This is a genomic window from Bdellovibrio sp. BCCA (genome assembly GCF_037996825.1).
Classification (GTDB): domain Bacteria; phylum Bdellovibrionota; class Bdellovibrionia; order Bdellovibrionales; family Bdellovibrionaceae; genus Bdellovibrio.
In genome coordinates, this window is sequence record NZ_JBBNAC010000001.1 from 2590876 (window position 1) to 2604923 (window position 14048).

Annotated in this window: 11 protein-coding genes; 7 read left to right on the forward strand and 4 right to left on the reverse strand. The window is 44.5% G+C overall.

The features are described 5' to 3' along the window. The first annotated feature begins 61 nt into the window (after positions 1-61). From AAAA78_RS12560 to AAAA78_RS12570, 3 genes are all read left to right on the forward strand, one after another. The gene (locus AAAA78_RS12560; protein WP_340592387.1) at positions 62-2767 is read left to right on the forward strand and encodes a 2-oxoglutarate dehydrogenase E1 component; all 2706 of its coding nucleotides are present in this window, start codon (positions 62-64) and stop codon (positions 2765-2767) included. 21 nt (positions 2768-2788) lie between these two features. After that, positions 2789-4054 carry a 2-oxoglutarate dehydrogenase complex dihydrolipoyllysine-residue succinyltransferase gene (odhB, locus tag AAAA78_RS12565; RefSeq protein ID WP_340592388.1) on the forward strand — a complete coding sequence of 422 codons (1266 nt, stop codon included), beginning with the start codon at positions 2789-2791 and terminating at the stop codon, positions 4052-4054. 235 nt (positions 4055-4289) lie between these two features. Beyond that, positions 4290-4682 carry a hypothetical protein gene (locus AAAA78_RS12570; RefSeq protein WP_295900826.1) on the forward strand — a complete coding sequence of 131 codons (393 nt, stop codon included), beginning with the start codon at positions 4290-4292 and terminating at the stop codon, positions 4680-4682. 58 nt (positions 4683-4740) lie between these two features. Here the strand turns inward: AAAA78_RS12570 and AAAA78_RS12575 are convergent, their stop codons facing one another. After that, positions 4741-5580: a hypothetical protein gene (locus AAAA78_RS12575; protein WP_340592389.1), complete on the reverse strand. Its 840-nt coding sequence runs from the start codon at positions 5578-5580 to the stop codon at positions 4741-4743. A 144-nt stretch (positions 5581-5724) separates the two neighbouring features. On the opposite strand from AAAA78_RS12575, the gene lpdA reads away from it, so the two are divergent. The 3 genes from lpdA to AAAA78_RS12590 all read left to right on the forward strand — a co-directional run bounded on the left by lpdA (position 5725) and on the right by AAAA78_RS12590 (position 10751). Continuing rightward, positions 5725-7134: a dihydrolipoyl dehydrogenase gene (gene lpdA / locus AAAA78_RS12580; RefSeq protein WP_340592390.1), complete on the forward strand. Its 1410-nt coding sequence runs from the start codon at positions 5725-5727 to the stop codon at positions 7132-7134. A gap of 470 nt (positions 7135-7604) precedes the next feature. Continuing rightward, the gene (locus AAAA78_RS12585) at positions 7605-8117 is read left to right on the forward strand and encodes a MarR family winged helix-turn-helix transcriptional regulator (protein ID WP_340592391.1); all 513 of its coding nucleotides are present in this window, start codon (positions 7605-7607) and stop codon (positions 8115-8117) included. Positions 8118-8222: 105 nt separating this feature from the next. After that, positions 8223-10751 carry a sialidase family protein gene (locus AAAA78_RS12590; RefSeq protein WP_340592392.1) on the forward strand — a complete coding sequence of 843 codons (2529 nt, stop codon included), beginning with the start codon at positions 8223-8225 and terminating at the stop codon, positions 10749-10751. A 27-nt stretch (positions 10752-10778) separates the two neighbouring features. On the opposite strand, the gene AAAA78_RS12595 is transcribed toward AAAA78_RS12590, so the two are convergent. Further along, positions 10779-11204, reverse strand: coding sequence for a hypothetical protein (locus AAAA78_RS12595; RefSeq protein WP_340592393.1), 426 nt, complete (start codon positions 11202-11204; stop codon positions 10779-10781). A 109-nt stretch (positions 11205-11313) separates the two neighbouring features. Between AAAA78_RS12595 and AAAA78_RS12600 the strand changes: the two genes are divergently transcribed. Then, positions 11314-11919 (forward strand): hypothetical protein, encoded by a 606-nt coding sequence (locus AAAA78_RS12600; RefSeq protein ID WP_340592394.1) that lies wholly within the window; start codon positions 11314-11316, stop codon positions 11917-11919. 4 nt (positions 11920-11923) lie between these two features. On the opposite strand, the gene AAAA78_RS12605 is transcribed toward AAAA78_RS12600, so the two are convergent. Together AAAA78_RS12605 and AAAA78_RS12610 are read right to left on the reverse strand one after the other, a co-directional pair. After that, entirely contained in the window at positions 11924-12394 is a 471-nt protein-coding gene (locus tag AAAA78_RS12605; RefSeq protein WP_340592395.1) for a hypothetical protein, read from the reverse strand. Beyond that, the gene (locus AAAA78_RS12610; RefSeq protein ID WP_340592396.1) at positions 12364-13989 is read right to left on the reverse strand and encodes a hypothetical protein; all 1626 of its coding nucleotides are present in this window, start codon (positions 13987-13989) and stop codon (positions 12364-12366) included. The genes AAAA78_RS12605 and AAAA78_RS12610 overlap by 31 nt, the downstream gene beginning before the upstream one ends. Positions 13990-14048: the final 59 nt, after the last annotated feature.

A 14048-nucleotide genomic window follows, 5' to 3' on the forward strand; every position in this document is an offset into this window, starting at 1 on the left:
CCCAAGATTTTGAAAAATTAGCGCTCGTAACTACTGTGCTATAAACGTGAGGATCATCGTTGTGAATAACACTGGCATCAATCGTGCGAACCTAGAGTACATCGAACAGCTCTATGCAGATTTCAAAACCAATCCGGAATCTTTGGCTCCTGAATGGAAAAGTTTTTTTGAGGGCGTTGAATTTGCCCAAGACGGTAAGTTCGGAATGTCCGACAAAGAGCTTTCTGTTTTCCAATTGATTCAAGCTTACAGAGCTGATGGTCACACGGAAGCAAATCTCAATCCTCTTTATGCTCCTCAAACCAGTGAATTGCTTGCTTTGAAACGTTTTGGTTTGAGTGAAAAAGATTTGAGCGCGAAATTCCAAGTGGGATCTTTGATCGGCAAACAAGGTGCAACACTTTCTGATATCATCGCGCACCTTAAGAAAACTTATTGCGGAACAATTTCCTTGCAAGCTTCTGATGCAACTCCAAAAGAGTATCAATGGTTGCAACAAGAATTTGAAGGCAATGGTTTCAAACTTTCTTTGGACGACAAGAAAAATGCTCTGCAATCTTTGACGAAGGCAGAGTCTTTAGAAAAATTCATCCACACTCGTTACGTAGGAACAAAGCGTTTCTCTGTCGAGGGTGCGGATTCTTTCTTGCCAATGATGGAAGCTCTTGTGAACAAGGGCACAAGCATGAACGTGAAAGAAGTGTTCGTTGGCATGGCCCACCGTGGTCGCGTGAACCTTCTAGTGAATTTCTTTGGTAAAGGTGAAGAGTACGTTTTTGGTGACTTCAACGGTCCTTTGCAATTGGAATCTCCTGTTGAAGATTTCGATAACGACGTGAAATATCACTTAGGCTATGTCACTGAAAAGAAGACAGCGGCAGGTTCTTGCAAAGTGACGATGGCGTACAACCCTTCTCACCTTGAAACTGTGAATGCGGTGGCTGTCGGTATGGCTCGCGCGGCTCAAGACAAAATGGGCGATGAAAATCGCAAGCAAGTTATTCCTATTTTGGTTCACGGAGATGCGGCGTTTGCGGGCCAAGGCATCGTGCAAGAAGTTTTGCAAATGGCGGGAGTAAAACCTCACACTGTCGGCGGAACGATTCATCTTATCTTGGACAACCAAGTTGGTTTCACGACAAACGGTTTTGACACTCGCTCAACTCGTTACGCTTCTGATACAGCGAAAATGACTTTCACACCGGTTCTTCACGTGAACGGTGATGATGTTGAAAGCTGCGTGCGTGCGATGGACATCGCTCTTCGTTACCGTCAAGAGTTTGGCAAAGATGTTGTGATCAACATGATCTGCTATCGTAAATACGGTCACAACGAAGGTGACGAACCTGCCTTCACTCAACCGCAAATGTATGAGCTTATCAAAGCTCACGCGACAGTTCGCGAACTTTACGCGAAGAAATTGGTTGCTGAAGGCAGCTTGGATCAAAAATTTATCGACGACCTTTACGCAAAAGCGATGGATCGTCTTCAGTCTATTTACGAAGAAACGAAAAAGAATCCTCCTAAGCTTAAAAACTTCAAGTTTGAAGGAAGCTGGAAGGGTCTTCGTAAAGCAACAGATGCTGACTTTGAAAAAACAGCCGACACAACATTCGACTTAGCGACTTTGAAAAAGATCGGCGAGAAAATCGGTTCTTTCCCTGAGGGCTTCACTCCTCATCCAAAATTGATCAAACTTCTTGAGACACGCAAAGCGATGGGTGCCGGAAAAGAAATGATTGATTGGGGCATGGGTGAACTTCTTGCTTACGGTTCTTTGCTTTCTGAAGGCACGAGCGTTCGTTTGACGGGTGAAGACTGCGTTCGCGGTACATTCACTCACCGTCATGCGGGTATGTATGATTTCAAAACGAACAAAGCTTACTTCCCTCTTGCGGATCTAAATCCAAAAGCAAAATTGCTTGTGGCAGAAAGTATTCTTTCAGAGTACGGCGTCGTCGGCTACGAATACGGTTACTCTGTTCAAGATCCTCGCAGTCTTGTGATGTGGGAAGCGCAATTCGGTGACTTCGTGAATGGCGCGCAGATCGTGATTGATCAGTACATCGCTGCTGGCGAAACAAAATGGCAACAAATGAGCGGTCTTGTGATGCTTCTGCCTCACGGTTATGAAGGTCAAGGACCAGAGCACTCTTCTGCACGTCTTGAAAGATTCTTGCAGTCTGGTGCGCAAAACAATATGCAAGTGTGCAACTTGACGACTCCGGCGCAAATCTATCACGCCCTTCGCCGTCAAATGCACAGAGACTTCCGTAAACCGTTGATCGTGATGTCACCAAAATCTTTGTTGCGTCACCCTCGCGCGGTTTCTTCGATTGAAGATCTTGCAAAAGGTCACTTCCAAGAAGTGATCGCTGACACTGTTGATAAATCCAAAGTGGACACGGTTGTGTTCGTTTCTGGTAAACTTTATTACGAGCTTCTTGAGGAAAGAGAAAAAACGAAGAAGGACGGTATCGCCCTTGTTCGCCTTGAGCAGCTTTATCCGTTCCCTGCAAAACAAGTGACTGAAGTTTTGAAGTCTTACCCTAAGGCGAAAACTTTAATCTGGGCACAGGAAGAACCTAAGAACATGGGTGCTTTCCAAAGCGTTTACTTTAAGTTTGTCGACGTGGTGTCTAAAGCAGGTTTGAAACTTGGTTTTGAGTATGTGGGCCGTCCTGAGAGATCTTCTCCTGCGACAGGATCTATCCACAGACACAAAATCGAACAAGCGGAAATTGTTAAATCTATTTTTGGCGCTTAGGTGCTAGATTAAGGACGTTGCATGAAACAAGAGATTAAAGTTCCCGCGGTTGGGGAATCCATCACAGAAGCAACCATCGGCAGCTGGACAAAAAAATCCGGCGAGTTCGTAAAACGCAATGAAGTTTTAATGCTTCTTGAAACTGACAAAGCCAGCGTTGAAGTCGTGGCTGAAAACGACGGTGTCTTGACTATTCTTCCAGGTAACGAAGCGGGCGCGGTTGTTAAGATCGGTGCTACTGTTGCCACTTTGGATACAGACGCAAAACCCGCGGACGCGGGCAGTGCCGCAGCACCGGCCGGTGCGAAGGCTGAAGCAGCGCCAGCTCCTTCACAACCTGCTCCCCAAGCTGCAGCAAAAACCGATGCTTCTCAACATCTATCCCCTGCAGTGCAAAGAATTGTGACTGAAAAGGGTTTGGATACTTCAAGCATCCAGGGCACTGGTAAAGACGGTCGCTTGACTAAAGGTGATGTGCTTGAAGCTCAACCTTCTGCGAAAGCTCCGGCAGCAGCTCCTGCTAAAGCAGCACCAGCTCCACAAGTTTCTGCAGCAGAAGTGATGGCCGCTCGCGGTCCTTCAAAACAAGGCGATAAAAAAGTTGTTCCAATGACAACGATCCGCAAACGTATTGCGGAAAAATTAAAAGAAGCGCAAAACACAGCGGCTCTTTTGACGACTTTCAATGAAATCGACATGAGCAAAGTGATGGAGCTTCGTGCGAAGTACAAAGACAAGTTCAAAGAGAAATATGGTTTGAACTTGGGCTTTAATGGTTTCTTTGTGAAAGCTTCTGTGGAGGCTTTAAAAGCGTTCCCTGCCGTGAATGCATTGATCACAGGAACTGACATTGAGTATCACAACTACTACAACATCGGTATCGCGGTATCGACGGAAAAAGGCTTGATGGTTCCAGTCGTAAAAGATGCAGACATGCTTTCTTTGGCAGGAATTGAAATGGCTGTTCGTGACTTGGCTTTGAAAGGCCGTGACGGAAAAATCACTCCGAATGATTTGAGTGGCGGAACATTCTCTATCACAAACGGTGGTGTGTTCGGTTCACTTCTTTCAACTCCGATCTTGAACTATCCGCAGTCTGCTATCTTGGGTCTTCATAAAATCCAAGATCGTCCGGTCGCGATTGACGGCAAAGTTGAGATTCGCCCCATGATGTACGTTGCCTTGACGTATGATCACAGAATTATCGACGGCAAAGAAGCCGTAAGTTTCTTAGTAAAAATTAAGGAACTTGTTGAAGATCCTGAGAGATTATTACTTGAGGTTTAATTCCCGAAAAGGCCCGTTTTGAGACGGGCCTTTTTTTATAATTACGACAACTCCGACTTGCCTAATACTCCCCCACACTTAAAGTCATTCAATGGATCCCACACTCCCAAAATTCTGAATGACTACTCTAGTGTTCGATCTGCGATCGGAAACTTTATTTCTGTCCACGCGTTAACTCGTTCCCAAAAAATCCGATGAAGTCTTTACTACGTTCATAACCAATAGGGGGACTTTAATGAACAAAACTAAGAACTGGGAATACTATGGCTATCATTTCAAATCTTATTTCAAACCTGTAGGCCATGGTTACGAAGTGGGTTTTACTTTTGAGGGTAAGCCGCTTTTTGTAGGTAACTTCGTTCATAAAAAAGAAGCGACAGAGTGGTGGCGTTCTTTCAATCAAGAAATTCCTTATTTCTTCAACAAGTATGACTTCCCGGTGAATGGTCCTCACCAATGGATGACAAAGTTCTTCACAAACTACATGTACACTTGCTACTACGCGTGGCTTGATAAGAAATTCAACAAGTACACGAAAGAGTACACAAAGGCCTGCAAGACCGATGTGAAATTCTACAAAAAGATGCAGCCTGTTTGGAAAAAACGCGCTGAAAAAAGAGCGGCTTAACTTAGTCGTTTTTTAGAGATGAAAAAATCCCTCGAAGATCTTCGGGGGATTTTTCGTTTTAACGGGCTCCCTCAGATAGTGACGCACTTGAAGAACCCGAGCCTGGTTGAACGGTTTTCAAACCCTTGCGGAAATATTCACCAGGAATTTTGCAATGAGGCGTTTTTGATTTTTCAATTTCGACTTCGCTTTGAGGCATGCTGGATTTAAGCATCTTGCTACCAACCTCTGTGCCGCCTCCAGTATTAATCACGCTATAAACTTTTAAATTCTTGTTTCCTTTAGCTGCCAGACTCCACTGTTCTAAATAAGCAGGACGAGTTGAATAAGTGGCGTCTAGCAAAACGACTCCGTCTATTTTCTTTAACAGAGTGGGATCTTTCTTTGCCGCATCTCCAACAATGGTTCCAAGTGCTCGCCCCGCTCCACTGTGGCCTGAAAGAAACAAACGATCTTGAGTGGGATCGACGGAAGAGTTCACCCATTTCATGAACTGATCAAACTGCGGAGCGAGTTCTTTTTCAAAGTTCACACAATGGCCTATACTCACAGGTGCAATCAGAACGGAATTTGCTAGGCCCGCCTCTTTCATCTGTTTTGAAAATTCAAACTGCGAAACCATTTTTTCGGGAGACAAATCACAAGGCTCACAAACACAGCGATGACCATGCAGATGCACAACAGTGCTTGTAGGTCTGCGCACATTCTTAGGAACAAAGATCGCAATGGGTTGAGAATATTTAAACTCAGGCGTACTTACCGAAGATACCTTGCAGATATCCCCGCCCTCCGCCGGAGAGCACCCAAAACCCTTAGCTTTAAGTCGATCTACAAGAAAGTCCGACGCCGCATAACTTGAGGACATAAATAGGAAGATAGATAGAATAAAAACGTTCATATTTCCCCTGCTCTATTTATCGGCATAAAACACTATGACTAAAGGCTATCCAAACGGCCGTTAATGCGAAGCTTCCTAGGTGACCAATGGTGCTAAAATAGCGTATAAATTCGGATGTATCCATTCTCTACAAAGGACGCTTCTATGGCTGATACTCAATTTGATGTGATTGTAATTGGTTCTGGTCCCGGCGGTTATGTTGGGGCAATTCGTGCGGCTCAACTTGGACTTAAAACAGCAGTGATCGAAAAAGACAAAACTTTCGGCGGCACATGCTTGAATGTCGGCTGTATTCCTTCAAAAGCGCTTTTGGAAAGTTCTGAGCACTTTGTCGCCGCTCAACATGACTTTGCAGCTCACGGTGTGAAAGTGGCGAAGGTCGAATTGGATCTTCCAACAATGATGTCTCGCAAAGACAAGGTTGTGAAACAAAACACCGAAGGTATTGCGTTCCTTTTCAAGAAAAACAAGATCACGCCATTCACAGGAATGGGAAAAATCGTTGGAGCTGGTAAAGTTGAAGTGAAAGCCGAAGACGGCACAACTCAAGTTCTGACAACAAAGAACATCGTGATCGCGACAGGTTCTGCTCCTGTGGAACTTCCTTTCTTGAAGTTCGATGAAAAGCGCATTGTTTCTAACACAGGCGCCTTGGCTCTTTCACAGCTTCCGAAATCCATGATTGTTGTTGGTGGTGGCGTTATCGGTCTTGAGTTGGGCTCTGTATGGCAACGTCTTGGAACGAAAGTGACCGTGATCGAGTACACAAATCGCCTTGGCGGTCCTATGGATCAAGACTGCATGAACGTGCTTAAGAAGAATCTTGAAAAAGAAGGCATGACGATCCTCACTTCTACAAAAGTGACAGGCTCTAAAACTTTGAATGACGGTGTTGAAGTTACTTACGAATCTTTGACGGATGGAAAAGCGACTTCTTTGAAAACCGATGTTGTTCTTGTAGCGACAGGTCGTAAGCCATTCACAAATGGCGTGGGCTGCGAAGAGATGGGCATTCAAAAAGACCCTCAAGGTCGCATTCTCGTCGATACTCACTATCAAACAAATGTTCCTGGTATCTTTGCGATTGGTGACGTTATCACAGGCCCAATGCTTGCGCATAAAGCGGAAGAAGAAGGTGTGGCTGTTGCAGAAATGATCGCAGGTAAAGCAGGACATGTGAACTATGAAACAGTTCCGGGCGTGATCTACACTCATCCTGAAATTGCTTCTGTGGGTATCACGGAAGAACAAGCGAAAGAAAAAGGTCTTGAGATCAACGTCGGTAAATTCCCATTCTTGGCAAATGGTCGCGCCAGAGCGAAAGGTTTCACAGAAGGTTTTGTGAAAATCATCGCGGATAAAAAAACGGACCGCATCTTGGGCGCTCACATGGTGGGACCTGGTGTTTCTGAATTGATCCACGAAGTGATCGTGTGCATGGAATTCGGCGGTAGCAGTGAAGATCTTGCAAGATCTTTCCACGCGCATCCGACTCTCAGTGAAGTTGTTCGCGAAGCGGCTTTGGCCGTTGAAAAACGTCAAAGACAAATGTAATTCGAAAAGACATTTTAAAACAGAAAAGGCAGAGTGTTATCTCTGCCTTTTTTATTTCCTATGGACGTCGGATCAGATTGTATTTGTCTTGAACTCTCTCAATATCTTTTAAAGTCTGCTCGTAATTTCCCACTTTGTCAGACTTACTTGCAATAAGTGGGATCATTTCTCTAAAAAATCCTTCGAAACCACCCGGAGTGTAAATAATTAAGCATCTTGCCGTCTCAGGGCTGGGATTGGCCCAGCGAAAGAAGGTTCTGCGCGGAATAAAGACCGCGTCTCCACGTCTCTTTCAACAAGGGAAAACTGCCCGCCCGTGGCCTCTTTATCTATTTTGATTGTAATGCGATCAGATCCTACCTGAAGAGTCTCCCCTTGATCGGCTGAGACTGTGAACGCTTTCGGTCCAGACGCCATAAAACCTCCGATATCTTGACATCAAGATATTTTGTATTTATCTTGATTTCAAGATGAAAGATCAAAAAGACTCAAACCGAGATTACGTCGACGTTTTTTTACAAGAATGGGAAAACCAAAGCGGACAGGTTCGTTATTCTGACCCTTCCACGGCCTTTTTATTTCGCACCTTGCGGCTATCAGCCCTTTTAGAAGAGCGGCTTGCGATTCTTTGTAACAAGCACGGCATCACAGCCTCACAATTTCAAACTCTCGCAGCTTTACGCCGTCTTTCGCCACAACCCCTGACAGCCGCCCAAGTGATGAAATACAGTGTTCTCACCTCTGGTTCCGTGACAAGCATGATCGACCAATTACAAAAAAAGGGATTGGTTAAAAAAATCCAAGACGAATCTGATAAACGAGCCGTGCGCATCACACTCACCGCGCGCGGGAAAGACTTAATAGAACCGATTTTAAAAGAAAGACTTAAAGAGCTTCAAAGCTTCGCAAAAAAGATTTCTAAAAAAGAACAAGATGCCGTGTCAGAAGCCTTAAAGAAAATCTTGCTCTTCGAAGAACATTAACGCCACAGGGACTGCAAAGCCATTGTTCCAAAGCGAAACACGATCTGTGTCTCATGAGACATCCGTACGCTATAGTTTCTCGTATAAACAACCGATACTATAACTGTGAAAACTTTTTTGGAACGTCTTCTCTTCACATTGCTCGTACCGTTTTTGGTGAATTGCCAACTCGACGCCCATTTGCAAAGTTCTCTTTCAATTCCTTCATTGGCAACGCCGCCTCTTCCCTTAGCAAAGTCTTCCGTGTATTCAGGAGAGTCCATTTCATTGCAGACTCTTTTTGCAACCGACGAATATACCAATTACGTCATCTCAAGTCCTGATGGATACTATGATTCGGCCAGCGACTCTTTAGTCATTCCCAAAAATCTAAGTAGCAAAACCACCGAACTTATTTTGACCTCTGCCGATGGAGAAACAAAGAAAGTCACGGTAAACATATTAGGCCTTGATGAATCTTTTGTGATGGAAACTCCGCAAACTTATGGAGATCAAAATTATCCAACTTCAGGCACAAAACTTTCAGATGGAACTTTATTGATTGGAACCATCATTGTCGATTCCGCAGGAGGTTGGGAGTGGACCGTCGTTCAACGCAGCTCTGATAACGGAATTACTTGGAATGTGGCCGATCACTATCGGCCCTACAACGAGGGCGAGGCCCACATCTTGGCTATGTCCAGTCATTTAAACTCCGCTTATTCATGCGGATACCAATGGGATTCTGATAATTACGATGCTATTCATTGGTATGTCAGGCGATCAACCGACAGTGGGCTCACATGGACGTCAGCCGATGTAGATACAGAGTTAGATATCGAAAGTTTATGCCAATCCACTGCGACGTCACCTTCTACGGGATATGTTTACGCCGCTGGGTACGATTCCCGAGGCCCCGGCAACACCAATCGTTGGGTTCTCAAAGAAAGTAAGGATCAGGGGCAAACTTGGTCCATCATCTACACTCAAGATGTAAACACCTATAATGCCCAAATCCTGCATGTGCGAGTGGCTCCTGATAACACTATTTGGTTCATTGCTCAAAACGCTTCTGGTAAAGCCGTTTTATATAAAGGGACTTTTGCAACATCATGGTCATTTGCAGACATGAACGTGGATTTAGGCAACGTGGCGACTTCTAATTATCAAGGTTACGGCGAGCTGCAAATCATCAACAATACAACGGCCTATCTTTCTTCAAATTTTGGAAGCTACAGTTGGAACATCAAACGGACTACCGATGGTGGCGTGACCTGGGCAGAAATCTACAACTACGGTTCCATGTCAACTAAGGTCGGCGAAGTTGAAGTTTTAGGCGACGGCACAATAGTTTCCATAGGCACCTACTATCCTCCCGGTTGGCCTGCTCCTAATCCAGAAATAAAAATAGTCCGCAGCACAGATGGCGGGAATACATGGTCCACGTCAACACTGAAGTCAGGAAGCTACGTTAACGGCTGCCTCCTATTTCCAGGAACAGGCAATGGCGTTCATGCAATAGCCAGCTTCTATTACTATGCTCTCAACTTTTATTCGACTGACAGTGGTGCCACGTGGTCAGAAAGAGACTTCATTGCTTATACCGAAAAATTTTATAATGAAATCACTAAGCTCCTTGTCCTCCCGTCGGGTGGCTACCTCAGCGTTGGCTGGCTGAGTTCTTTATCAAAATCCAACGACAATAATCCTTGGTTCACGGGAATCAGCTCCGACAAAGGAAAAACATGGAGTACCGCGGATCTGTTCGTAGACCCTACCCGCACATTCTCAACGGTCGATGCCGCTTACGACAACCTTGGAAACATCTATGTCCTGGGTAAGTCAGAATCCTCGGCACTTGTTCGCAAAAGTTCAGACGGCGGGCAAACTTGGACCTACGTTGAACAATACACTCATCCAACCTATCCATCGCAGCCTTTCCAATGGTCTACAAATGGACGTCTCGTCGCGGATCAGAATAATAATTTATATTATGGTGCATTTTATGGATATTCTTCCAACGGCTTTGTCGAAATACGAAAAGGCTCATCCGGAGGAACAACGTGGAATACTGTAAGCACATTTCCCCAGAATACCAGCAATACAATTTTTGGTATGGATGATTTTAAAGTCGATAAGAACAATGTCTTATGGCTCTCGGGACGGGAGTCCAATCCGGCCTCGGAAAGAATTCTCTACAAATCCGTCGATGGCGGAGTTACTTGGAATGAGGTCCGTCGAGAGTCCAATACCACCTCGAATCCTTATGAGGAAATCGCTTTTGACTCAAATGGAAATATCTATTTAAGGCAACAAACACGGATTCAAAAAAGTGTGGATGGAGGTTCAACTTGGACGACCATCATGGATTCTACCTACGCGCCGAAAAGTCTTTTGATTACGACAAATAATAAAATTTTTGTTTTAACTTCCGACGATAAGATACTGAAGCTAGGCAATGACGGAAGTTGGTTACTGATTAACGATCAGGTGCCTTTAATAACCGCTCAAGGGCATAATTACATATATTCCTATGAATACAGTTCAGTCGCCTTATATCAACTTGATTCGGATACTATCGGCGTCCAAACCCATTACGCTGAGGCGAAAGTTGGTTATGTCGACTTTATCAAGACCATCAAGATATCCGACTAATCCTTGGCCTTTGTTTTCAGAAAAAATCTAACGACACAACGACTGCAAGACAGTCCAAGCCGGTTTTACCGCAGGTTCTTGCGGAGCTTCTTCGGCTGTGGGTTCATATTGGCTTAGAAGGTCATTTTCGTATTTTAGACATTCCTTCTTTTTGAATTTTCCCTGCGCTGGCAAGGACTCTAAAACAGAAACTACAAAATCCATATGCGATTCATCTAAAGCGCCCTGAGGTGCACTGTTTTCGCGAAGAGATTTAATCTGTCCCAAAACACGATTCATAGCGCTGTATTTTTCTTTGGTGTTCTTTGCCTTGACCACTTCTTTTTCTAAAAGCTCTGCATAACTATCCACTTGTTGACGCAAGCTGCGTGAACTGCGAACAGGGACTTCGATAGCCGCGTGAGCATCCAAGACTAAGAACCATGTCGAAAACAACAAAATAACGGATTTCATGCTCACCTCCCGTCCTTTTATCTTATGTTCTGACGATTTTTTCAATCTCGACTGTGTCCTTAAGCCAAATACTGATACTTTTTTAATCAAGTACGTTTGAGGAACCACAATGAAAAGCTTAATTCTTGCCTTTATTTCGTTTTTTTCACTTGTATTAACAGCGACAAGCGCTGCTTCAGCTTTCGCGTCTTCCGACGCTACAGCACTGCCGACTGCTGCCGGAAAAATGGACATGACGTGTATTACAGAATTCCCGACAACCAGCTTTGCCATTCGTGAAGTGGGTGACATTGTGATTGTCGAGGTCTTTCATCACAATGGTCCTCGCTATATGCCAGTTTTTGATGGTCTTGCGACTCCCAGTGATATCGCAAAGATCAATGCCAAAGCTCAAACTTTGACAGCACTTCCGACAATTCAACGCTTTGAGTGGCCCCGTTCTAAATGTCAAATTCAAGGAACTATGATCGAATCCTGCTTCGGCACAACGGATGAGCAAGATCAAAACGGTTTCAAAGTAAAAGGTTGGTCTTTCTATTCGTCGTTAGTGACGGAGAAAAGCTTCGCGGGCACTTACAACTCTTACAGGCTTGCTTTAGATTTAACAATCGACGGACAGAGCTATTCGATGCCAATGAAATACGCAGAGAATGAATGCAGTCCGGAGTCTTTGATGGCAAGAGAGTTGAGAACCAAATCCCAACTCTCCAAATAAAAAATTAAGAACAAATACCTTCAATGATTTGATAAGAACGTTTCAGAGCCGGATGCGATGGCATTTTTTCCGCATAAGGCTCAAAGTCATTCATGACACGCGCTTTGTATTCAGGACACTTCTCCACCGAGAAATGAGGATCTTGCGCCACGTGCTCCAAAGATTCTGTCGCATAATCCAAATAAACTTCTTTATCCACTGTTTGCAACGCACTTTGTTTGCGCACTTCTGCAATCGTTGAAAGAGTTTCTTTTAATATCTCGACTTTTTCACTCGCTGGCATACGCGAATGAACTTTTCTGTTAAGACCGTTGAGGTTCATATCCACCGTCTGCACGACATTGGCAACAGCCATCATTTGCGCTGCAGAATCACCACCTGGTGAAAAAGGCGCTCTCACATGAAAAGAGAAAGCGGATGTCACTAGAACTGCGGAAACCGCTCCTAGAACTGTAAGTATTGATCTGCTGTACATACTCTTGCTCCCATTTCTTTTTCCAATTGTTTATGCTTAGCTGCCACGAAACTCAGGTACCCTGGCGCACCACCGGCACTCGTGTCCGTGATGATGGAGTACGCGTGGGCAATTCTCATATACTCCGGTAAAGTCAACTCGTCAGACTTTGCAAACACCGCCTGCAAAAGAGGATGACGATACTTATCGTATTTCACTTTAAGCTCGTTGATTTTCTTCTGCTTGTCTTCGGCAGAAAGTTTTTGATTGTCGTTAATCGCCTTTACTTCTTTTTGCACGTAAGGACGAAGTTCTTTGTATGTTTTTTGTGCTTTGTTCGCATCAAGTCCTAGTTCGCGAAGAACTTCAAGCGACGTCATCGCTTTATCAAACTCTGCTGCGTCGTCGGAACCCAAACCACGCCAGTATGTTGGAAGATTTGTGACAATCGCCCATTTACCTGTGCTGACATTTTGGAAGTCGACGTCTTCATCTTTAAGGTACTTCTGCTTTGCTTCTCTTTGTTTGATGAAGTTTTCTAAATAAATTTTGCCACTGCGAATACCCGCATTAAATCCCAAAGAAACGATCATCTGCTTAATCACGGCACTCGATGCATGAGTGGCACCAAGCTTACGAAGACGCTCGACGAAGTTTCCTGCGCCGATATAACCGTTGTAGTCTTCACCTTCTCTAAAGGCTCTGCCATTAATAGTGTCATTACCCGCAGAGAAACTAATGCCCGTCGCATTTTTAAGCATGCTGCGATAGAAAATACCTGTGAATAAAACGTTCTTTAATGGATTTGCTGGCATTGTCATCACGATACAGCGATTGCTGGAAGACCACGGAGTATAACAATCCGCATCTGAAGCTTCACCCGAGAAACAAAGTTTTTGTCCTTTCGGAACATCAATTTGATAAGCACTTTTTTCGGCGATGATTCTTTTGCAAGATTCTTTGTTGGATTTTGCGATTTCTTTTACATACCAATCAAGAGCCGACGGGTTTGTTGGAATTCCATCGTAGCGCATGAACACTTCACGAAGAGCACTGACTGTTAGCTGTCCTACACCAGCGTCAAAACCGCCGCCCAATGTGTTTACGTGCAAGCCACTTTCGTTATAGAGTTTTGGCAAAAGTTCTTTCACTGGAATGTTTAAGCAATCACCTACGTCGACTAATGAATTGTAAACGCTGTTCACGTAAGATTCAGTCGCGCACGGAGGTTGGAAGCCCGCTGCATCTGCCCCTTTGGTTGGCGACAATAAAGCCTGTCCCCTTTCATCACGACATTGCGACATCGCCGTGGATTTTGAATTCAAAGGAATAAAGTTTTGCATAATAAAGGAGACGCATTCCTTCGGAGGATTGCCGCGTCCCAATTGTGCTTGCGAACGGTTTCCCGCATAGACAGGCGACATCTTTTTTAGATCTTTTAAAAAGTAATTGCGTTGAGGTCCGCATTGTTCCGCTGTTTCAAAGGCACCTTTAGATGCAAGCTCCGCAGTTCCGACAACTTCTTTTGAGTCTACGGAAAATCCGTACCACCCGAATGCTGCAAAAGTAAAAAAGCAAAATGCGTAAACCCAGAAGGATGCCTTAGACTGCTTCACGTCTTCTCCTTTATAAAAAATATCAACTTCTTATCTGTTTATTTCCGCAAAAACTGAAC